This window comes from Furfurilactobacillus milii, assembly GCF_009864005.1.
In the GTDB taxonomy this organism is placed as follows: Bacteria; Bacillota; Bacilli; order Lactobacillales; family Lactobacillaceae; genus Furfurilactobacillus; species Furfurilactobacillus rossiae_B.
In genome coordinates this window covers 22,426-43,591 of record NZ_WEZQ01000018.1, presented here as the reverse complement: position 1 = coordinate 43,591, position 21,166 = coordinate 22,426, and the positions used below count along the sequence as shown (strand labels likewise).

Below are 21,166 nucleotides of genomic sequence, written 5' to 3'. Positions count from 1 at the left end.
TAACTCCTTTAGTGATTAAGTACAGGTTATCATATAATCTTCAAGAACCGCTTTTTTATCGCGCAATTTTAACATCGTGCTTGATAATCGCCAAGTAATCTTTGCGCCGGTAAAATAAGAGTTCTACGAAAATGAAGCTAATTGCAAATGGAAAGGCGTGCTGATATAAGACTAAAAAGGCCTCCGATATCAGCGATTTAGTGTGCTTAGCAATACTGTCACCAGTGTGTTTGATTTCGTGATTATCCTTTTTCACAATCGCGACAACCTTCTGTGTTACCCGTTCTTGAATTTGTTTACGTACAATAATTTGCTGTTGAGTAGGAAGCTGGTTAACGTGCGCTTTTTGGGTCGCAAGTTTTGTTTCCCGGGAAATAATCTGTGCCTGTTGGTGCTTGTTGATACCATTACTTTGATGAGTTGAGGTCTTAGCGCCAGTGCCTGTGAAACGTTGTTGAGTGGCTTTTAGCATTTTTTGCTTGGTCGTTTGAGAGAGGGAGATTTGCTCAATTCGGGTTTGCGCGTCATGCCAGGCGGTTGTTTTAGCCGTGCTGATGTTACTAGTAAGCAGTGAGACAAAGATGGCGACAGCGAGAACATTGCCGATTTGACGTAGAACGCCCATCACAGATTGAGACGCAGTTAGCTTTTCACCTTCAAAGTCGGAAGCGGCTAAGACGGTGATTGGGCCGATAATCACACCATAACCAGTGCCAAGCAGCATGAGCCCAATTAATGTTTGCCAGTAGTGGTCGGGGTTCATAAAACCAAGGATGCCGTAACCGATCGCCATAGAAAGAAAGCCGAGTCCAATGATCAAACGGGGCCCAAAGCGTTCAATTAGATTGCCGGCGATTGGTGACATCACAAAGATCATAAATGAAGTCGGCGTGATGAGTAATGCGGCTACTAGCTCTGTTTTCCCCTGAACCTGCGTAAAAAATGTTGGCATGATTACCATGACTGACACTAACAGTAGGCCAGCCAAGATAACGGTCAGGGATGCGCCGGAAAACTGCCGATCTGCGAAGAGATCTAGCCGAACCATAGGCGATTTGACACGCGATTCTAGGAAAATGAATGCGACAAAGGTAATGATGGTTAGCCCGGCAAGAGATAAAATACGAACACTTGTCCACCCCCAGTCAGTGCCTTGCGTGAGTGATAGTGTCAATGAAAATAACGTGATCATTAAGAGAAACATGCCGCCAAAGTCGATTTTAGCGTTGGTTCGTGGTTCGTGTCGCAGTGGTAACTGCAATGTCACACCAATAAAAGCAATGAGTAATAATGGCAGGTTAATGTAGAAGACCCAGCGCCAGCCAAGAAACTCTGTTACGACACCACCAATGGTTGGCCCTAAAGTTGATGCCAGTCCTTGAGTTAGGCCAATGGTAAGCAGTGCCGTTTTACGTTTGGACTGAGAAGTTGATGCAATGGCGATGGTCATGCTAGTTGGGAAAATGATGGTAGCTCCAATACTTTGGATACCACGACCAATGATCAATGTTGCCGGAACGTTGGCGTCTCCAGAAACAAATGAACCAATCGCAAACGTCAACAACCCAATCAGATAAACTTTGTTGCGACCGAAAATGTCGGCAATCCGTGCTAGTGGAATTGTGAGCACGGCAAACGTAATTGTGTAAATGTTAAGCGCCCAAGATAAGCGGTCTAAAGGTACGTTCATGCTAGTCTGAATTGCTGGGAGCGCAATGTTCATTACCGTTGTATCTAACATGCATAAGAATGTTCCGATACACATGGTTAGGATTAGTAGCATATTTTTATTTTTCATATTCAATGTCACTTTCATATTAACAATTATAGTATTGTTCGAACGCTTTATACTATAATTGTTAATAGTAACATTGTCAATATAAAGTTATTTTCCTTAAATCAAGAAAAGGCTTACAGTAGAAGTGAACATTAAACAAATCGAATGGGGGAGTTAAGATGCGTTCAGTTGTTATTAATGAACCAGGGGATTCAAGTGTCTTAAAAATTGAGGAACGGCCAATTCCTAAGGCAGATGCAACGCACACCGTAATTCACATCAAGGCTTTTGGGATTCATCGCTACGAAGTATTGACGCGGGCTGGTGGTTCTCCGTCGGTAAAGTTTCCACGGGTTATCGGCGTCGAGGCTGTTGGGGAAGTGTCTGAGCCAGCGGAAAACTCAAAATTCACGAAGGGACAACGTGTTCTTGTTATCAATGGTGGTTTTGGTCGTGAATTTGATGGCAGTTATCAAGAGTACGCATTGGTTCCAGATGATTTATTGTTCGCTGTTGATTACGATGTTGACTGGCAAATACTGGCACAGTACCCAGAAAACTTTTACACAGCATTTGGTGCTATGAAAATGACGCGTGTGAAAAAGGGTTAATCATTGCTTGTTCGAGGCGGGACTACAGCTGTCGGCATGGCAATGATTGGACTGGCAAAGTCACTTGGAATTGAGGTTTCGGCAACCACAAGAAAGCCAGAACGAAAGCAATTGTTGCTGGATCAAGGAGCCGACTATGTGGTCCTTGATAAGGATAATCAACTGCAAACAAGCGAAAAGTATGATGGCATTGTTGATATGGTTGGCACGGTCAGTTGTCAAAACTCAATTGAACACGTCAAACGTGGCGGTGTCTGCTGTATGATTGGTTTGTTAGCTGGTGAATGGGTCTTTAAAGAGTTTGACCCCTTCACATTAGGTGGTGCATATTTGTCTGTGTTCGACGGTGGCGAACCGAGTCAGGCATTGTTTGATGAAATTTTCGATTTGATCAAACGTAATCACCTCAGCATTCCTATTTCCAAAACGTTTAAACTGTCGGAAATTGCTGTTGCGCAAGATTACGTCATGGCCAATCCTCAACCAGGACAAGTGATTGTCACTACGGAATGATGCTATTTAGGTCAAAAAATAACGTGTAATCCATTTAAACTTGGATTACGCGTTATTTTTTTGATTAAAGAGCGTTGGGGCGAACTTGAATACAACAATATAAAACTGGCAAGTGCGTTTGAATTTCCCCTTCAATTGCTTTGCAAAGGCGGACTTATCCGTTATTGTGAGGCCGCGACTTCTTTTGACATAGGGCTCCTCTGGGGTTTATTCGCAAAAGTGAGTAAAATAAATATATTAGGATGCATCAGAAAGAGGGCGTTGGCAATGACGGAGAGCACTAAGGAAACAAATACAGAATCAGCACTTAGAAAGGCCTTTATTAAGCTAGTGGCCGCTAAGAGTTTTCGTAAAATGACCGTCCGTGACATTGCTACGACGGCACACGTTAGTCGAGGGACTTTTTATCTGCACTATGTGGACAAATATGCCATGCTGGATGCCTATGAAGATCAATTGGTAACGGGAATCTCACAAATATTTGATACCTATGTAAAGACTTCTTGGAAAGCCGGCAGTCGGGTTGAGAATAATGTCTTTTATCACATGTTTGTTTACCTCAATCGGCACAAACAGATGGTGCAAACGTTGTACCGAATTCCGGAATCTGACGTAATGCGGAAAATGACGGCTTTTATTACTGCCGAGGTTGCCCGCGAGACAGTCGCATCTGTTTCGAGTCCAAATGGTAAAGATATCCCACTAGATTACGCGCAAGCTATCCTTGTGCAGAATGTTTCCGGCATCATTACCCAGTGGTTTCAAAAGGCGCAACCGGAATCGCCCCGTGAGATTTTTGCCATTTTCATGAATAGTCGAACGTTATCGCCGGTCGATTTAACGTTACTCGTTCAGGATAAGAATCAATAAGTTGCTGCCAGTTAATCTTGGCCGCAACTTATTTTTAGTCTAGGGACGTGCAGCGAGCACAAACAATGAGCATTTGGGTAAAAAGTGTTCATTTGGCGTTGTAACTTGAAAATATGAAACGGTTCATAACGCTGACATAGCAAGTATTTATGCCATTTGAGTGATTAATTAAACCGGTGCTAAATTGACACTTTCGGCTATCTTGCACATTGATTGGCCTTCTTTTCTCACTTAATATCGACAACCGAAATGAGTTACGAATTTCAGCTGAAGGAGAATTTAAGAGAGATGGTTAAAAAAGAATGGCAGCAATTATGGCACAGTCGCAGGATGCTCATTGGATTGATATTAATTGCATTGATTCCGGCAATTTATTGCCTTTTATACCTATCGTCAATGTGGGATGCCTACGGGAAAATGGATCGTATTCCAGTTGCAATTGTGAATCAGGATCAGCCGCAGAACTATCGTGGCAAACGGATTGCGATTGGTAAACAATTAACAACTAAACTATGTCGTTCGGATTCGCTTGATTATCATGTGACAACGGCTAAGACAGCCGCAGCGGGGATTCGAAACGGTAAATACTACATGGTCGTCACGATTCCTAAACGGTTTTCTAGTGACGCGACAACATTATTAACAAGTTCACCACAACGTTTGCATATCCGATACACAGTCAATTCTGGCCGTAACTTTGTTGTTTCCAAAATGACCGCTGGGGCGGCAACGGCGATTCAATCGAAGGTTTCAAACCAGGTCAGTACGATGTACGTCAGTGCTTTGCTAACGACAATTGGTCATGTGCAAACGGGGATGGCAAACGCAGCTAAGGGCAGTAGCCAGGTAACAACTGGATTGACCAGTCTAACTAACGGCATTCAGCAAGTTGGTGTGGGAACAACTAGTTTGCAGCAGGGATTGCACGCTGCTAACGTATCATCACCAGAGCTCGTTGATGGCGTGGATAGACTGAATGCGGCCCTAGCAAAACTGCATGACGGTAGTTCGACGCTCACTCTAGGAAGTACGCGACTCACCACCAGTCTTGCAGGTAGTGCTCACCAATTACAACAATTACATGAGCAACGTCAGACAGCTGACGACATTGCCTCGCCAGTGGTTGCTGACACAACAGACGTGGCGAAAGTGCCCAACAACGGAACAGGCATGGCACCATTCTTTATTGCCATCGGTTTGTTTGTCGGCGGTATTGGTTTAGGAACTATGTTTGATGCCTATTTACCAAAGTCACGGCCTAAGTCTGCTGTTGCTTGGTGGCTGTCAAAATTTTCAGTTATCGGAGCACTTGGTGTTGTACAAAGTGGTTTACTCTTATTGGCGTTGACTTGGGGTAATCACTTAATGCCGACTTCTCAGATTAAATTGGCCAGTATGCTGTTGCTAGGTTCGCTGACCTTTTTGTCCTTAATATTCTGTTTGCGAATCGTTCTTGGTGGTTTCGGTACGTGGTTAATAACAATTATCTTGGTGCTTCAGCTGTCTGCCTCGGCCGGCGTGTATCCGGTCGAACTGACAAGTGGTTATGCCCGAATTATCAATCCGTATCTTCCGATGACTTATCTCATTGACGGGCTGCGACAGTCAATTTCACTCAATGGCAGTATTGCAACGGATGTACTTGTTTTAGGTGTAATGATGATCGTCTTTAACGGGTTGATTATTATGAAGTACCGATCTGACTTGCGGCGAGATGTATTTAAACTAGTCGATTTTGCATAATTCCATCAAAAAAGCACGGGCCGGTTGGCTCGTGCTTTTTTAATTGCACAAGTATGAATACTAGGAGGCAGTCATCAAAAGTCGGCAAAACTTAGGAAGCTTAGAAATACAGTAGGTCACTTATTGCGACCAGAAAAATATAGGTATCGAACGTCTTGACGCGTGGCATTCGATGACTTGTTCAGCTGTCCGAAAAGACGTTGTCTAGAATCAAAAAGGAAAAAAGTTCAAAAAAAGAATTGACAGTATATATAACATGTTATATAGTTGTCACGTTGTCAGATATATAACATGTTATATACGAATCAAACTACATTAAAACAAAGGAGATCTATTTATGAATACTGCTGTAATTATCGGAGGAGGCACCCTCATCCTTTGGATTATATCTTCAATATTTATCTACGTACATTATGGTACAAAACCAGATCAACGAATGAATATTACTAAACTTGCTGGACTATACACTGCCATTGCAACTGCTGCATGGCTGATTATCTAAGGAGAAAAGAATATGAAAAACGCGATTAAACTTAGTAAATATGCTGGTATTAGTTGGGCTACACTGAGTGCTGCCATCTATTTAATTTATGGGAATAAACCGGACCAGCTATCAAATATTGGGGAACTAGCCCTAATTATCGGTGCAATTTCAAGCATAGCGTGGCTATCAATTGACGCACCAAACGACAAGACGTTAGCTCAAGAAAACAAATAAAAAGTTGACAATGTATATAACATGCTATATAGTCCAAAGCATCATTTAATATATAACATGTTATATAAAACACTACATGATGAAAAAAAGGAGATTTATTTATGAACACTGCTTTAATTATTGGAGGAATTACGCTCATTGTTTGGATCCTATCGGTTATTTTTATTTACGCACGCTATGGTGCGAAGCCGGATCAACGAATGAACATTACTAAACTTGCTGGACTATACACTGCCATTGCTGTTGCTGCATGGCTTGTCATTTAAGGAGAAAAAATTATGAAAAACGCTATTAAAATTGCTATGTATGCTGGTATCAGTTGGATTGTATTGAGTGCTGCTATCTACTTGATTTATGGAAATCAACCGGACCAACTATCAAATATTGGAGAACTAGCTTTAATCATTGGTGTGATCTCTGGTGTCGCGTGGTTATCAATGGATGCGCCAAAAGATAAAAAGGCGATTAACAAAAAGTAATTGTGAAGGCTTCAAAACAATGTCCGTGCACCCTCGTGTTTTTGGGCGCCATTAACTTTAGCCGTTGACTGATATACCGGAATTAACCTGATCGACTGTTTGATTTTGGGTCGCTTACACTAATTATTTGTGGTATTTATAGTGTAACCGAGTTATTAGTGAAGGCACTCTAATTTAAAAAAGCAAAGGATGTTTCAATATGGCAGTGACAGAAGCTCAAAAACGGGCACAAAAAAGGTACAACGAAAAGAATAAAAAACGGCTAAAGGTCGCATCCTATCGTAATTCCGCTAAGACATTTATTCGAACTTATGCAAGTGATGCAGAGCTCGACGAACTATCCGATCTTATAACCGAGCGTCGGCGCATTAATCAATTACTGACAAATCTTGATCAGATACGGGCATTTATTAACGATGAAGCGTTTCTTGAAAAGCATGCACTCAAGGTTGAAATTTGGCGACGGCCAAAAGAGCTGTTGAAACATCGAAGTGAACAAACAGATGATGTTACAGCCGTTCAAGCCTGGTTTGATGAAAAAATTGCGCCTCGATTTAATAAAGAAGAACCCGTTGTTGAGATCAATCAGCAAGGTCATAGCGAATTCTATGATGGAAATACGGGTGTTAAAGTTTTAAACGAATTTGCTCAAAAATAAAAAATCGTCTCAATGAAGCACAAACCCTCAAGGTTGAATGACATTCGGCCTTGAGGGTTTGCTTTAGGAAGGGTTTTTAAACACTAAAAAACTTACGATTCACGTAGGCTTATTTAGTTGTATGTCTAGATGGATGAAAATAGTGCGAAATACGAACATTAAGCACATTTTGAGATTCATTAATTTCCATTAGTCAGGTGAGGCGACACCGACTGACTAATGAAGGTGTGGATTAAAACCACACTTGAAGTACGGAAACTGAGCGTAAAAGAAAAATTAAGTAATCATTGGAGAAAACATCATGGAATTAAGGACTGATAGATCGAAAGTCGCAAAAGTTGATCGGTCACGGAAAAGATTCGACTTTACCGGCTTTCTACAGCTAATTCGAAATACTCAACCGAAGTATTGGCAACTCTGGCTTGGACTCTTTTTAGGGCTGATTGCGACAAGCGCACAACTAGCAGTTCCTAAGCTAGCTCAAAGTTTGATAAATGATTTGAAACATAACTTAAATACACAGTTGTTAGCAACCGTTGTTATCTTATTTCTACTCAGCGCATTGATTAGTGCAACTTCAGGGGCAATATTAGGTGTTTTTGGAGAGAATGTCGTGGCTAGGCTACGCGAAAAATTGTGGAAGAAGCTCGTACGTTTACCAGTAAGTTATTTCGATAGTGTGAAAACTGGAGAAATGACTTCACGTTTGGTCAATGACTCGACACAAATTAAAGACCTACTTGCCAATTCATTTCCACAGATGGCCACGTCACTACTGCAACTGGTAGGGGCTTTAGTAATCATGGTCCTCATGGACTGGAAAATGACCGTCATTATGTTTGTTGCCATTCCACTACTGATGCTTTTTATGTTACCGATCATGAATCAGACCAGTAAAATTGGCCGTCAACGACAAGACGCGTTGGCTCATTTTAATGGAACGACTGGCGAAACCCTGAGTGAAATTCGGCTAGTTAAGTCTTCTAACGCAGAAGAATACGAGACAAGGACGGGATTTAACCAAATCGACAATCTATATCATATCGGTTTACGTGAAGCTGTTTATGACGCAATGGCTAATCCCATTATGTCTGCAGTAACACTGGCACTTTTAGTTGGATTACTGGCATATGCTGCAGCGCGTGTTTCAAACGGCACCATGAGCTTGGGAACGATGTTGTCACTCATGATGTATTTGTACCAAATTATGGATCCGATTGAAAGTCTGGGTCAATTTTTCACTGCTTTATCAAAGACAAGTGGTTCTACTCAGCGAGTTCGTGCTTTGCTTGAGGAGCTAGAAGAAACATTTCAAATTGGCAAACCACAATCTGTTACTAACCAAACATTGGTAATGAGCCATGTTGACTTTGCGTACGCTGATGACAAACAAATGGTCCTTCACGACGTTAATTTTGAGGCAAAACCTAACAGTGTTGTGGCATTTGCTGGCCCATCGGGTGGCGGTAAATCAACTATTTTTGGAATTCTTGAACGCTACTATCAACCTACAAATGGGCAAGTTACTATCGGTGGCAAAAGTATTACGGACATTAGTCTGAAAGATTGGCGTTCGCAAATCGGTTATGTCAGTCAAGACTCTGCCATTATGGCCGGAACGATTCGGCACAACTTGACTTATGGCGCTAGTCAAAAATATTCGGACGATGAATTGTGGCATGTTTTGCGGTTGGCCTACGCCGATCAATTTGTACGCGATATGCCAAGAGGATTAGATACACAAGTTGGTGAACGCGGTGTGAAAGTCAGTGGTGGTCAACGACAACGTTTGGCTATTGCCAGAGCATTTCTTCGCGATCCAAAGATTTTGATGTTGGATGAGGCAACGGCCAGCTTAGATTCTGAATCAGAAGCGATGGTTCAAAAAGCCCTTGGAGAATTAATGCATGGTCGGACAACTTTCATTATTGCTCATCGATTAAGCACCATCGTCGACGCCGATAAAATCTATTTTATTGAACATGGACATGTCAGTGGTAGCGGTACTCACAATGCATTAATGAACACACTGCCGCTATATCGTGACTACGTGAAAATTCAATTCAAAAAATAGCAGATTGTCGAGAGTTGAACGTAAAATGATTCATTTTACCGATTCCAATCGCAAGTTTAATTGGAGTCGATTGCCAAACAAACGAAAATGAGGACATCGTATTGAACTTCTTAGAATTAAAGAATATCCATAAAACTTATTATGTAAATAAAGAACCATTTCCTGTTTTGAATGGAATTAGTCTTAAATTTGAGCGAGGTGAATTTGTTTCCATATTGGGCGAATCAGGTGGTGGCAAATCAACACTGATGAACATCATCGGGGGATTAGACCACGCATATGAAGGGGATGTCTTGCTAAACGGGAAGTCTATGCACGATGCTACTGAACAAGCCATGGACAGTTTTCGCCGTCAAACAATAGGCTTTATCTTTCAAGGCTTTAACCTGATTAGTCATCTAACGTTGCTAGATAACGTCATGATCAGCCTGGAAATGACTGACCTACCCCATTATGAACAGGTTAAACGGGCAAAAAAATTATTAAAGCAGGTGGGGTTGGAAAATCACATCAGTAAGTATCCAAACCAAATCTCTGGAGGTCAAAAACAACGTGTTGCCATTGCACGAGCGTTAGCATCTGATCCAGACATTATCATTGCAGATGAACCGACTGGTGCTTTGGATGCAGAAAATACTCAGGAAATTTTGGAGCTAATGAATGACATTGCTGAGAATGGCAAACTGGTTATTTGTGTTACGCACAGTCAGAATGTTGCAAACTATGGTACACGGATAATTCATATGGAAAATGGAAAGATTGACGAAGATCGTCAATTAAAGCCTTCTTTTCGAGAAGAGGGTAAACAACTTTCAGTTAAGACAAGGCATCTGAGTTTTCGGTCAACGCTGAAAATGAGCTTGCAGCACCTGCGTTACAATGCCAAAAGGAATTTATTAATTGTGGTCGGCGGCTCCATAGGCATTTTTAGCGTCATCTTAATGCTTGCGTTAGGCAATGGCGTTAAAGGATACATGAATAAACAGATTATGTCGCACATTAACCCGACCACAATTCAAGTGACCAAAAAAGTTAGTGGTGATGTCACTTCCGAGCAAGACCTAGAAGTGACTAAGGCAGATCGTGATCGAATCCAAAAAGTTAATAATGTCACTCGGGTCGTGCCAGGATACCAAAGGGACAGTGGTGTTCAAGTGAAATACAGAGGAAAGTCACAGCAGGTTAAACAATTTCAAACATGGAACAAAACAGAAAAGGTTAGTGATATCAAGACAGGGTCGCGACCCGAAAAAAATGAAATTTTGTTAAAAAGAGAAACCGCTCAAAAATTTGCTAAAAATTACAAGTCATTGGTTGGTCAAAGCGTGAATTTCAGCATCGCTGCTGTGGATAATAATGGGCAGCCAATTACAGTTACACGGAATATGCGTGTTTCCGGCATTATCAATTTTGGCAAAGACACTGTTAACTACAATAGTTTGAAGGACATGTATAAGCAAAGTGGGGCAACGTTACGATCTAACTTCGTGACTGTTTCCACAAAAAATATCCAAACAACGAAACGTGCTCAAAATGAAATTAAGGATATAAAGGTTAATGGTAAACTAGCTTTTTCCCTTACCGGTGTTGGCGCGATGTTGGGGACAGTGAATACGTACATTTCGTTAGCATTTTATGTATTAGCAGGCATTGCGGCTATTTCACTACTGGTCTCGGCCATCATGATTATTGTTGTCCTGTACATCAGTGTTTCGGAGAGGACGAAAGAAATTGGTGTGATCAGAGCGTTAGGCGTTCGTCGACGTGATATACGGAATTTGTTCGTGTCGGAAGCATTTTTTATTGGATTATTCAGTGCGACACTTGGAGTCGTCATTGCAGGGTTGGCACAGCTATTAATTAATCATTTTGCAGTCCCTGCCATTCACTTCAGCATCATTCAGATGAGCGTAAGCTATGCCCTTTTTGGACTTTTTGCTGGTGTAATAATTAGTCTGGTGTCAGCAATGGCACCGGCCCACCAAGCATCCAAATTGGATCCAATTGAATCGTTATCGGTCGAATGATAGCTTATTAAATTACTCAAATAACTTTTTATAGTGGCTTTTAATGACGTAATCGCTGCTCATTTAAAAGAACCAAAGCCAAAAGCACTCACGTGATCCGTGAATACTTTTGGCTTTTTATGTCATCACGTTTTTACTAATTGATGAACTTACCGATATATACTATCTGAATTGTTACACGTGAAACGCGGCTATCGTTTTGGCACAAACTTCGCTGGCACATCCCAGGTAGTGCAATGAATCGCGCCACCAAGCGTGGAAACCTTGGCGATGGGGATGCCGATGACGCGTTTAGACGTGTGTGCTTGGATGGCATGAAGTGCTTCTTTATCGCTGGTCAAATTGAACTGTGGCACATAAATCGTGTGTGCTGTTTCCAGCATGTTGATATACAAACCGCGGGCAGACGCGATTTTTTTGTCATATTGTCCGGCATCAGTATAGGCCGATTTGAGCGTAATCAAACGGACGTGGGGGAGTGACTTTTTAACAATCTGTTTGAATTTGTTTTGGAAAGCTCGATTACCTTCAAAATCACTTATAAACGCGGTGTTTGGTGTCAGGAACTTGATCATGCCATCGGTGTGGGCAAGCGTATCACCCGGCTCTGCAGGCACAATGACAACTTTGCTGACGTTAAGCTGGTGTTTAAGCTCGTTGATGATGTCATGATGTGACCAGTGTGGGTTATCTTTAAACACCCGATTGGTAATTACTACTGCATTATCTTTATTCCACTGAACGTTGCCACCATCTAAGACCAACTTAGATGAGTGATAGTCGAAATGTGATTGATTCAGCCAATTGGTGAAGCTCGTATTCAAGTAACTACTGTCGGCTTTGGGCAAATAGGCAGGTGAGTATCGGAACTTCGCCATTGTTGTCGTGATAATTGGTGCCACATCACGGACCCAAATATCGTCATACGTGTAAGGAGTGGTTGCAAACTTGCCACCCTGATTAGATTCGGTAAGGCTGGTAAGTTGATCGTTGCTAGCCAACCGTCCAGAAAATGTTTGATTGTATTGAATTAAATCTGGATAAATACGGTGGTAATAGTGATCCGATTGTTTGGGCAGGGCTGTGTAAATCATGGTTGAATCTCCTCTTGCGGACATTGGCAGGAACAATAATAGACTTGCCAACAGGATGCTGAACGCGAATGTGGATAATCGTCGATACTTCATATATCTGACCACCTTTCAAGATGGCCTAAGTCTAACATGAGGTTTGGTTTATATATTTATATAAAAATATAACCCCGACAGGAGTGGAAAAGGTCGGGGTTGACAGGTCTGATTTATATTTTTAATTAGCAACTAAATATTCCAGTCGTAGCACCGCAGGGGTGGCTTCCGGTAAACGGATATCTTCATCCATATTAATCTGCCACAGTGGGCCACGGAGCGTGAGTTCATGTGCGATAGCGTATTGATGAATCAAATCGATCCCGTTACAAATGGCGGCATCATCGTTATCGATATCGATGGCAAGATAATCGCCAGCCGGTCGATTGACCGTGGTAATGAACGCGTTATTAATATCCGTAGTCGCTTCCTTAATCAAACGAAAGGGGGCATTGATGAATTGGGCTGCGTTTGCATTTGGCAGATCGAGGATAAAACCCGAACATTTACCATTAATACTAACGAGTGGATCTAGTCGTTTGTAAAACTCGGCAAAGGCCTCGGCAATTTGTTGGCGAGAACAGTCATGCAACGTCGTCGATTGCCAAAAAGATTGCTTTTTATGTTCATGAATATACGGCGCGTCGCAGTGAATCGGCGTCTCTGAGTTAATAGCAGTCATTCTGCTGCCTAACGACTGTTTGACCGATAGTAAGTCATGAATTTGCTCATCAACGCGGGACTGCAAGTTCGTCAGTAAAGCGTTGGGCGATTTCTTACTGTCGGTCGAACTAATTTGCTTGATCTCATCGAGCGAGAGGCCGAGTTTGCGTAGCGTCAGAATGAAGGATAACTCGTACAGTTGATCATAATTGTAGAATCGGTAGCCTTCATCGCTAACCTCGGCTGGTTTGAAGACGTTTTGCTCATCGTATAAAATCAACGTTCGCCGCGTCGTTTGGGCAAGTTTAGCAAACGTACTAATCTTCAACATAAAATTTCTCCAAATAATTTGCACTTTCGAATCGACTATAACGTAGCGTGACAGTTTAGTGTAGGTTACATCAGTTAGAGGAGGAATTCAATTATGAGTGACAAGGAACAAGTGACGATTATTTATGTGCACCCGTGGGACGGTAGTTTTTCGCATGCTGAACTAGAGCAAGTGACGCAAACGTTGGCTGCACGCCAACAGGATTACAAGCTTATTGATCTCTATGCGGATGGGTTTGATCCTGTTATGCGCGCCACCGACCTTTCCGTTTATGGCAAAGGTGACTTTAAGGACCGGATGGTGGCTAAATATATTGACATCATTCAGAAAACCAATAAGGTCATCGTGATGTTCCCAATCTGGTGGTTGAGCACACCGGCAATGTTAAAAGGTTTCTTCGATAAGGTCTTTTTAGCAAACCGGGTTATCAATTTTGTTGATAAAAAGGCAGTTCCACACACGGCAGTGAACAGTGCCATGGTATTATCCACTTCGGAACTAACCAACGATGAACTCTTCAAGGGTTATGATGGTTCTGTTGAAAAAATTGTGAACTTCCCGTTGGAATCGATTGGTGCAAAACAAGTGACGTGGCATAACATGGGTGATATTATTGTTGCCAAGCGTCCAGCATTAACGGATTATCTCAAACAGATTCCAGGTTTTGTGAACGCATTTTTGAACGAAGACGACACTAAGTAGTGATTGACAGTTTTAAATTAAGCACTTCAAATTCAAGATGATGTGGCCAAGTTGGCCCATCATCTTTTTTATAATTCCGTATGTTGTTTTAAATAATCAGCAAATTCATTCGTGAAAATTGAATTTGCCTCTTTGCAAATGAAAATGACAGTGCTACACTAAACCAAATTAAATAACCTTTAATTAAGTCCGAGAGGCTTAAAAGGAATTCGGTTTGGCTGCGGTACTGCGTGACAGTACCCGCAGACCATGGATAAGCAAAACAGCGAAGCCCCTGGAAGATTCTCGGAATTTTTCAGGGGCTATTTATTTGCCAAAAAACAAATAAAGGAGCTGCAATATGAATCAATTTACGAATTTGAATACGTTGACGAACGAAGAGGTTATGCAGTTAATCGAGCAGGCGATAGCCTTTAAACAAGGTACCGCAGAGATTCCTGAACAAAAACGAACCGTTGCTAATTTGTTTTTCGAAAACTCGACGCGGACTAAAAGTAGTTTTCAGATGGCGGAACTTAAACTAGGTTGGTCTCAGATTCTTGTTGATCCAAGTAGCAGCTCAACAGCAAAGGGTGAAAGTTTGTCGGATACACTCAAAACTTTAGGCGCGATTGGTGTTGATGCTGTCGTTGTTCGCCATCGACAGACGGACTGGTATGAACCCTTGCTACATGACGAATCAGGACTAATGCCGATTTTGATTAACGCCGGGGATGGTTCTGGACAACATCCTTCACAAAGCTTGCTTGATCTCATGACGATCTACGAGGAATTTGGGCATTTCAAAGGATTACATATTCGCATTGTCGGCGATTTGAGCCACTCACGGGTAGCGCGCTCAAATGCTGAAATCTTGCAACGATTGGGCGTAACCGTTAGCTTCGCCGGCCCGGCCAGTTGGTATCCGGCCGATTTCAATCAGTTTGGCCAGCGTGTAGAGCTTGATGATGATCTATCAACAATCGATGTGATGATGATGCTCAGAGTTCAACACGAACGATTGTCGGAAGCTGCCGATGAGCAGTTTGACGCGGCATCTTATCATGAAGCTTACGGCCTTACAGTAGCTCGGTATGAACGTTTGGCACCGCAAGCTATTATTATGCATCCGGCACCTGTGAACCGTGGTGTGGAAATTGCGGATAGTCTGGTTGAATCACCGAAATCACGGATCTTTAAGCAAATGGCAAACGGTGTCTTTGCACGGATGGCCATTTTGACAAGTGTCACGGAGGCCAAACATGCGGTTACTAATTAAGAACGCCACAATCATTGATGAAACGGGAGCAGAGGCTCGCCGAAATGTCCTAGTTCAAGGTGGCAAAGTAGTGGCAATTACGGATCACGATCTTGATGCAAACGATGACGAGCACGTTATTGATGCACAGGGAGTGCTACTAATGCCCGGCTTAATTGACGTTCATGTTCATTTTCGTGAACCAGGATTCGAGGACAAAGAAACAATTGCCACAGGGAGTCGAGCTGCTGCACGAGGTGGTTTTACGACTGTGTTGGCGATGCCGAACTTAAATCCAGTGCCAGTAACAGCCGCATTATTACAACAACAATTGCGTCGTAACAAAGAATCAGGATTGATTCACGTGAAACAATACGGCGCCATTTCCGCCAATCTGACGGACGAGACGGTGAGTCCTATCCAAGAACTGGCAGCGGCTGGGGCTATTGGTTTTACGAACGATGGCAAGGGGGTTCAAAGTGCCGCCACAATGTTGGCTGCGATGAAAGCTGCTAAGGCTGTTAACCGGCCACTCGTTGCCCACCTTGAAGATCAATCGTTGATGAATGGTGGCGTGATGAATAAGGGCGAACGGGCAGATCAATTGGGATTGCCCGGCGCCAATCCACTAGCAGAAACGTCTCAACTGGCGCGTGACCTAGTGTTAGCACGGGCGACTGGCGTTCATTACCACGTTGCCCACCTTTCAACGAAGGTTGGTGTGGAACTTGTCCGGGTTGCCAAGGCGATGGGGGTGCACGTGACTGCTGAAGTTTCACCTCATCACCTATTGCTGGATGAGACGGACATTCAATCTGCTACGCAAACGAACTTAAAGATGAATCCGCCATTACGGACACCGGCTGACCGTGAGGCGGTTATCGCTGGCTTGTTGGATGGCACGATTGATATGGTGGCGACTGATCATGCACCACATAGTGTGGCGGACAAACGTGGTGATTTTCGCACCGCAGCGTTTGGTATAACAGGATTGGAAACGTGTTTCCCACTGCTTTACACCCACTTCATTGAGAGCGGCTTGGCTACCCTGGCGCAGTTACAACAATGGTTAGTGAAAGCACCTGCGTCAGCGTTCAATTTAGATGCACCAACAGTCCTGAAAGTTGGAATGGAAGCTGATTTAGCGATGTTCGATATTACACATCAGCACACTATCGAGGCCAATGAGTTTGCGTCTAAAGCGGTTAACAGTCCGTTTGTCGGCCAGACAGTGACAGGGATGACGCTATTAACGATGGTCGATGGTGAAATTGTGTATGACGCGACGACTGATAACACAGGAGGTCATGATGACAACGAATAAACGGGCACTGGTATTAGAAAACGGATCAGTTTATTGGGGAGAAGGCTTTGGGGCAGACCGTGATGCGATGGGCGAGCTGGTATTCAATACGGGCATGACCGGTTATCAGGAATCCCTAACAGATCTGTCCTACCGCGGGCAATTACTGACGTTTACGTATCCACTAATTGGTAATTATGGTATTAACGCGGTCGATTTCGAATCGCTAAAACCGGCTGCCAGTGCGGTAATCGTTCACGAGGTCGCCACCCAACCATCTAATTGGCGAGCCACGCAATCGTTACCAGAATGGGCACAAACGATGGGGTTACCAGGGCTAACCGGTGTCGATACACGGACGCTGACGAAAGAAATTCGCTCGCTTGGCACAGTGAGGGCGGCGCTGGTTGATGCACCAGCAGATGACATTTTTGAAAAATTGAAGTCGTTTGAACAACCTGACTTAGTTGAACAAGCCACCACAAAATCAGTTTACGTCGCACCGAATACAGGCTTGAACGTTGCCTTAATTGATTTTGGTATGAAAAATTCAATTCTTCGTGCATTAGCCAAACGGCAAATAAATGTCACTGTGTTCCCGGCAGATACAGACGCTGAAACGATTTTGAACACGCATCCTGATGGCGTTTTGCTCTCAAACGGACCTGGCGATCCACGGACAATGACCTCTTGTCTGAAGCAAATTAGAACGCTCGAAACACGCGTGCCGTTAATGGGAATTTGCCTAGGCCATCAATTATTCGCACTAGCCAATGGTGCCGAAACATTCAAAATGCATGAAGGTCATCGTGGCTTCAATCATGCGGTGAAAAATCTAAAGACGGGACATCTTGCTTTTACCTCGCAGAATCACGGCTACGCGGTGGATGCTGCATCAGTGACTGGTACTTCACTGGTAGTTACACATGAGGAAGTCAACGATCATACCGTTGAAGGATTGCGGTTAACGGGCCAGTCCGCGTTTTCCGTTCAATTTCATCCAGATGCAGCGCCTGGTCCACACGATGCTGAAGACCTGTTTGACCATTTTGTTGATTTAATGACGCAGAAAGGAGCTCCTCAACATGCCTAAACGGACAGATATTCATAAAATTATGGTTATTGGCTCTGGCCCGATTGTGATTGGGCAAGCAGCTGAGTTTGATTATTCCGGCACGCAGGCGACGATGGCATTGCGCGAAGAGGGCTATGAAGTCGTACTGGTAAATTCAAATCCAGCGACGATTATGACCGATCCAGAGATTGCCGATAAAGTTTATTTGGAACCACTGACGTTACCTTTTTTAAAACAGATCATTCGTCAGGAAAGACCACAGGCAATTCTGCCAACGCTTGGTGGGCAAACAGGCTTGAACATGGCCAAAGCGTTGGATGAAGACGGCATTCTGGCAGCATTAAGCATCGAATTGTTGGGCACTAAGCTCACCGCTATCGAGCAAGCCGAGGATCGTGAGCAGTTTAAAGAACTCATGGCCAAATTGAATGAGCCGGTACCTGCTTCGGAAACGGTCATGGAATTAGCCCCGGCATTGGCGTTTGCAAAACAAATTGGTTATCCCGTCATCGTGCGGCCAGCCTACACACTTGGTGGCACCGGTGGTGGGATCGCCAATGATGAGGACGAGTTGCGGACAATCGCTGCAAACGGACTGGAATTATCCCCGGTAACACAGGTGCTCATTGAACGTTCAATTGCCGGTTACAAGGAGATCGAGTTTGAAGTAATGCGCGACCATGCGGACACAGCACTCATTGTGGCATCTATGGAAAACGTTGATCCCGTGGGTGTTCACACCGGTGATTCGATTGTTGTCTCACCGGTTCAAACATTGTCTGATCGTGATTATCAAATGATGCGTGATTCAGCGCTAAAAATTATTCGCGCCCTTAATATCGAGGGTGGCGTCAATATTCAGATGGCACTTGATCCAAACAGTGATCATTACGACATTATTGAAGTGAACCCACGGGTGTCCCGCTCATCAGCGCTGGCTTCCAAGGCCACGGGTTATCCAATTGCAAAAATGGCCGCTAAAATCGCGGTCGGGTTGAATCTAGATGAAATTAAAAATCCGGTAACGAATAAAACTGTAGCGGCGTTTGAGCCAGCAATGGACTATGTAGTGGTTAAGATTCCCCGCTGGCCGTTTGATAAATTCCCATTAGCTGACCGTCAATTGGGTACGCAAATGAAGGCCACCGGTGAAGTGATGGCAATTGGTCGGAACTTCGAGGAGGCACTTAATAAAGCAATACGGTCATTAGAGATCGGTGTTACAAACCTAAGAGAGTTGCGCTTTGAGCAGGTAACCACGCCACTCTTGTTAGCGAGTTTAATGCCTGCGCGGGACGATCGACTATTCAGAGTAGCGGAATTACTGCGACGAAATGTGTCACGTGAAACAATTCATAGCAAAACGAAAATTGACATGTTTTTCTTGAGTAAAATTCAGCATGTTGTAGACCTTGAACAGTTGTTAGTTGACCATATTGGCGATGAAACCACGTTACGCCTCGCCAAACAAAACGGAATTAGTGATGCACTGATTGCGTCACTATGGCACTGGTCGTTTGACCAAGTTCGCAGTTGGCGAGAAGAACATCAAGTTACCGTTAGCTACAATATGGTTGATACTGTCGCAGCGGAGTTTGATTCGCAAACACCTTATTATTACGCAACGTATGATGGTGCCAATGAAGCCGTGAAGAGTGGCCGGACGTCCGTTCTGGTGCTAGGTTCCGGTCCCATTCGAATTGGGCAAGGCGTTGAATTTGATTACGCCACTGTCCACGCGGTTAAGGCAATTCAGCGTGCCGGCTACGAAGCGATTATCATGAACTCTAATCCAGAAACAGTTTCGACGGACTTCTCAATTTCGGACAAACTGTACTTTGAACCGCTGACATTGGAAGACGTCTTGAACGTGGTGGCACAAGAACAACCGCTGGGTGTCATGGTTCAGTTCGGCGGGCAAACGGCGATCAATTTAGCTCAAGGGTTGGCCGACCATGGCATCAGAGTTTTGGGCACCAGCGTGACTGACATGAACAGGGCAGAGGACAGACAGGCGTTTGACGACGTGATTAAAAAGCTGCAGTTGCCGCAACCGGTGGGGATGACAGCGACAACGGTAAATGGCGCGGTCAGTGCAGCCAGTGAGATTGGCTACCCCGTGCTGATTCGGCCGTCGTATGTTTTAGGTGGCCGAGCGATGGAGATTGTTGCCGATGAATCGGAACTGCGCGACTACATGGTTCGAGCGGTGCAGGTTTCAAACGACCACCCGGTACTGATTGATTCGTACTTAGAGGGCACTGAGGCAGAATTGGATGTCATTTCAGATGGGGACACTGTTGTTATTCCCGGACTGATGGAACACATTGAGCGGGCTGGCGTGCACTCCGGCGATTCGATGGCCGTTTATCCGCCACAGCATTTGAGTGAGCATGTGAAACAGTCGATGGTGAAAGCCGCCATCGATCTGACCAAGTCCTTAAATGTGTGCGGCATGATGAACGTGCAGTTTGTGATTCACGACAATAAAGCCTACGTGATTGAGGTCAATCCACGTGCGTCACGGACGGTTCCGTTCATTGCCAAAGTGACGCATACACCAATTGCGCAGTTGGCGGCACGCGTAATGCTTGGCGATAAGTTGGCTGACCTCGGTTTCGAAACGGGATTGTTGCCTAACAGTAGTCAGGTTGCGGTAAAAGCACCAATCTTTTCCTTTACCAAACTGCCAGATGTTGATGCATTGCTGGGACCTGAAATGAAGTCAACGGGCGAAGTTATGGGGATGGCACCAACGTTTGAAAAAGCGCTATACAAAGCCTTCGTTGCGGCTGGAATTCAGGTGCCAACGTTCGGTCGCGTACTGATTACCGTTGCCGATCGTGATAAACAGGAAGCATTGGCACTGGCCCGTCGTTTGACAGACCTCGGCTATGATCTGGTTGCTACAAGTGGAACCGGAGCAATGCTTGAACAAGCAGGTATCAAAGCTGATGTACTCGGTAAGGTATCCGAGTCTGACAACAACGCTGTAACCGCCATTCATGCAGGGAGACTACAGATGGTGATCAATACTTCGAGATTAGATGAGTCTGCGCAAAGCGACAGCCTCCAGATTCGTGAAGCCGCAATCGCTAACGATGTGCCGTTATTTACGGTACTGGATACGGTGGCAGCATTGCTGACGGTGCTGGAGTCGCGGAGTTTGGGTGTAGCGGCGATGTAAAAATAACAAAATTTGGCATCATTGATTTGCGTTTTGCAATCAATGATGTTTTTTTATTCAGTTATACATAG

19 protein-coding genes are annotated in these 21,166 nt (G+C 43.9%); 16 read left to right on the top strand and 3 right to left on the bottom strand.

Going from position 1 to position 21,166, the window contains the following annotated elements:
• Window positions 1-55: 55 nt before the first annotated feature.
• A complete protein-coding gene (locus GB993_RS09825; RefSeq protein WP_284142843.1) occupies window positions 56-1,783 on the bottom strand; it encodes an MFS transporter in 1,728 nt (575 codons plus the stop codon).
• A 173-nt stretch (window positions 1,784-1,956) separates the two neighbouring features.
• Here GB993_RS09825 and GB993_RS13095 point away from each other — a divergent pair, with 173 nt between their 5' ends.
• From GB993_RS13095 to GB993_RS09775, 11 genes are all read left to right on the top strand, one after another.
• On the top strand, window positions 1,957-2,388 hold the full coding sequence (locus GB993_RS13095; protein ID WP_238331651.1) for an alcohol dehydrogenase catalytic domain-containing protein: 432 nt from the start codon (window positions 1,957-1,959) through the stop codon (window positions 2,386-2,388).
• A gap of 3 nt (window positions 2,389-2,391) precedes the next feature.
• Entirely contained in the window at window positions 2,392-2,901 is a 510-nt protein-coding gene (locus GB993_RS13090; protein ID WP_238331650.1) for a zinc-binding dehydrogenase, read from the top strand.
• A 267-nt stretch (window positions 2,902-3,168) separates the two neighbouring features.
• Complete coding sequence (locus GB993_RS09815; protein WP_161004155.1) at window positions 3,169-3,771, top strand: TetR/AcrR family transcriptional regulator; 603 nt, start codon at window positions 3,169-3,171, stop codon at window positions 3,769-3,771.
• Window positions 3,772-4,059: 288 nt separating this feature from the next.
• Window positions 4,060-5,514 carry a YhgE/Pip family protein gene (locus GB993_RS09810; RefSeq protein ID WP_161004154.1) on the top strand — a complete coding sequence of 485 codons (1,455 nt, stop codon included), beginning with the start codon at window positions 4,060-4,062 and terminating at the stop codon, window positions 5,512-5,514.
• A gap of 337 nt (window positions 5,515-5,851) precedes the next feature.
• Window positions 5,852-6,016 carry a hypothetical protein gene (locus GB993_RS09805; protein ID WP_161004153.1) on the top strand — a complete coding sequence of 55 codons (165 nt, stop codon included), beginning with the start codon at window positions 5,852-5,854 and terminating at the stop codon, window positions 6,014-6,016.
• Window positions 6,017-6,028: 12 nt separating this feature from the next.
• On the top strand, window positions 6,029-6,232 hold the full coding sequence (locus GB993_RS09800) for a hypothetical protein (protein ID WP_161004152.1): 204 nt from the start codon (window positions 6,029-6,031) through the stop codon (window positions 6,230-6,232).
• A 101-nt stretch (window positions 6,233-6,333) separates the two neighbouring features.
• Window positions 6,334-6,498, top strand: coding sequence for a hypothetical protein (locus GB993_RS09795; RefSeq protein ID WP_161004151.1), 165 nt, complete (start codon window positions 6,334-6,336; stop codon window positions 6,496-6,498).
• Window positions 6,499-6,510: 12 nt separating this feature from the next.
• Complete coding sequence (locus tag GB993_RS09790; protein WP_161004150.1) at window positions 6,511-6,711, top strand: hypothetical protein; 201 nt, start codon at window positions 6,511-6,513, stop codon at window positions 6,709-6,711.
• Between the two features lie 199 nt (window positions 6,712-6,910).
• Window positions 6,911-7,369: a hypothetical protein gene (locus tag GB993_RS09785; RefSeq protein WP_161004149.1), complete on the top strand. Its 459-nt coding sequence runs from the start codon at window positions 6,911-6,913 to the stop codon at window positions 7,367-7,369.
• A 301-nt stretch (window positions 7,370-7,670) separates the two neighbouring features.
• Window positions 7,671-9,443, top strand: a complete 1,773-nt coding sequence (locus GB993_RS09780) for an ABC transporter ATP-binding protein (protein ID WP_161004148.1) — start codon at window positions 7,671-7,673, stop codon at window positions 9,441-9,443.
• A gap of 101 nt (window positions 9,444-9,544) precedes the next feature.
• Window positions 9,545-11,470, top strand: a complete 1,926-nt coding sequence (locus GB993_RS09775; protein WP_161004147.1) for an ABC transporter ATP-binding protein/permease — start codon at window positions 9,545-9,547, stop codon at window positions 11,468-11,470.
• 191 nt (window positions 11,471-11,661) lie between these two features.
• On the opposite strand, the gene GB993_RS09770 is transcribed toward GB993_RS09775, so the two are convergent.
• Window positions 11,662-12,564 carry an agmatine deiminase family protein gene (locus tag GB993_RS09770; protein WP_161004146.1) on the bottom strand — a complete coding sequence of 301 codons (903 nt, stop codon included), beginning with the start codon at window positions 12,562-12,564 and terminating at the stop codon, window positions 11,662-11,664.
• Window positions 12,565-12,778: 214 nt separating this feature from the next.
• Window positions 12,779-13,591, bottom strand: a complete 813-nt coding sequence (locus GB993_RS09765) for a MerR family transcriptional regulator (protein WP_161004145.1) — start codon at window positions 13,589-13,591, stop codon at window positions 12,779-12,781.
• 93 nt (window positions 13,592-13,684) lie between these two features.
• Between GB993_RS09765 and GB993_RS09760 the strand changes: the two genes are divergently transcribed.
• From GB993_RS09760 to carB, 5 genes are all read left to right on the top strand, one after another.
• Window positions 13,685-14,293 (top strand): NAD(P)H-dependent oxidoreductase, encoded by a 609-nt coding sequence (locus GB993_RS09760; RefSeq protein WP_161004144.1) that lies wholly within the window; start codon window positions 13,685-13,687, stop codon window positions 14,291-14,293.
• 340 nt (window positions 14,294-14,633) lie between these two features.
• Window positions 14,634-15,551, top strand: coding sequence for an aspartate carbamoyltransferase catalytic subunit (locus GB993_RS09755; RefSeq protein ID WP_161004143.1), 918 nt, complete (start codon window positions 14,634-14,636; stop codon window positions 15,549-15,551).
• On the top strand, window positions 15,535-16,854 hold the full coding sequence (locus tag GB993_RS09750) for a dihydroorotase (protein WP_161004142.1): 1,320 nt from the start codon (window positions 15,535-15,537) through the stop codon (window positions 16,852-16,854). The genes GB993_RS09755 and GB993_RS09750 overlap by 17 nt, the downstream gene beginning before the upstream one ends.
• A complete protein-coding gene (locus tag GB993_RS09745) occupies window positions 16,841-17,926 on the top strand; it encodes a carbamoyl phosphate synthase small subunit (protein WP_161004141.1) in 1,086 nt (361 codons plus the stop codon). The genes GB993_RS09750 and GB993_RS09745 overlap by 14 nt, the downstream gene beginning before the upstream one ends.
• Entirely contained in the window at window positions 17,919-21,095 is a 3,177-nt protein-coding gene (gene carB / locus GB993_RS09740) for a carbamoyl-phosphate synthase large subunit (protein WP_161004140.1), read from the top strand. The genes GB993_RS09745 and carB overlap by 8 nt, the downstream gene beginning before the upstream one ends.
• Window positions 21,096-21,166 lie beyond the last annotated feature (71 nt).

What these genes read in the sequence shown, in the direction of transcription:
- GB993_RS09785 (WP_161004149.1), top strand. Translation starts at nt 6,911, where the DNA reads ATGGCAGTGACAGAAGCTCAAAAACGGGCACAAAAAAGGTACAACGAA.
- GB993_RS09795 (WP_161004151.1), top strand. Translation starts at nt 6,334, where the DNA reads ATGAACACTGCTTTAATTATTGGAGGAATTACGCTCATTGTTTGGATC.
- GB993_RS09760 (WP_161004144.1), top strand. Translation starts at nt 13,685, where the DNA reads ATGAGTGACAAGGAACAAGTGACGATTATTTATGTGCACCCGTGGGAC.
- GB993_RS09745 (WP_161004141.1), top strand. Translation starts at nt 16,841, where the DNA reads ATGACAACGAATAAACGGGCACTGGTATTAGAAAACGGATCAGTTTAT.
- GB993_RS09825 (WP_284142843.1), bottom strand. Translation starts at nt 1,783, where the DNA reads ATGCTACTAATCCTAACCATGTGTATCGGAACATTCTTATGCATGTTA.
- GB993_RS09765 (WP_161004145.1), bottom strand. Translation starts at nt 13,591, where the DNA reads ATGTTGAAGATTAGTACGTTTGCTAAACTTGCCCAAACGACGCGGCGA.
- GB993_RS09800 (WP_161004152.1), top strand. Translation starts at nt 6,029, where the DNA reads ATGAAAAACGCGATTAAACTTAGTAAATATGCTGGTATTAGTTGGGCT.
- GB993_RS09770 (WP_161004146.1), bottom strand. Translation starts at nt 12,564, where the DNA reads ATGATTTACACAGCCCTGCCCAAACAATCGGATCACTATTACCACCGT.
- GB993_RS09755 (WP_161004143.1), top strand. Translation starts at nt 14,634, where the DNA reads ATGAATCAATTTACGAATTTGAATACGTTGACGAACGAAGAGGTTATG.
- carB (WP_161004140.1), top strand. Translation starts at nt 17,919, where the DNA reads ATGCCTAAACGGACAGATATTCATAAAATTATGGTTATTGGCTCTGGC.
- GB993_RS09790 (WP_161004150.1), top strand. Translation starts at nt 6,511, where the DNA reads ATGAAAAACGCTATTAAAATTGCTATGTATGCTGGTATCAGTTGGATT.
- GB993_RS09805 (WP_161004153.1), top strand. Translation starts at nt 5,852, where the DNA reads ATGAATACTGCTGTAATTATCGGAGGAGGCACCCTCATCCTTTGGATT.
- GB993_RS09780 (WP_161004148.1), top strand. Translation starts at nt 7,671, where the DNA reads ATGGAATTAAGGACTGATAGATCGAAAGTCGCAAAAGTTGATCGGTCA.
- GB993_RS09750 (WP_161004142.1), top strand. Translation starts at nt 15,535, where the DNA reads ATGCGGTTACTAATTAAGAACGCCACAATCATTGATGAAACGGGAGCA.
- GB993_RS09810 (WP_161004154.1), top strand. Translation starts at nt 4,060, where the DNA reads ATGGTTAAAAAAGAATGGCAGCAATTATGGCACAGTCGCAGGATGCTC.
- GB993_RS13095 (WP_238331651.1), top strand. Translation starts at nt 1,957, where the DNA reads ATGCGTTCAGTTGTTATTAATGAACCAGGGGATTCAAGTGTCTTAAAA.
- GB993_RS09815 (WP_161004155.1), top strand. Translation starts at nt 3,169, where the DNA reads ATGACGGAGAGCACTAAGGAAACAAATACAGAATCAGCACTTAGAAAG.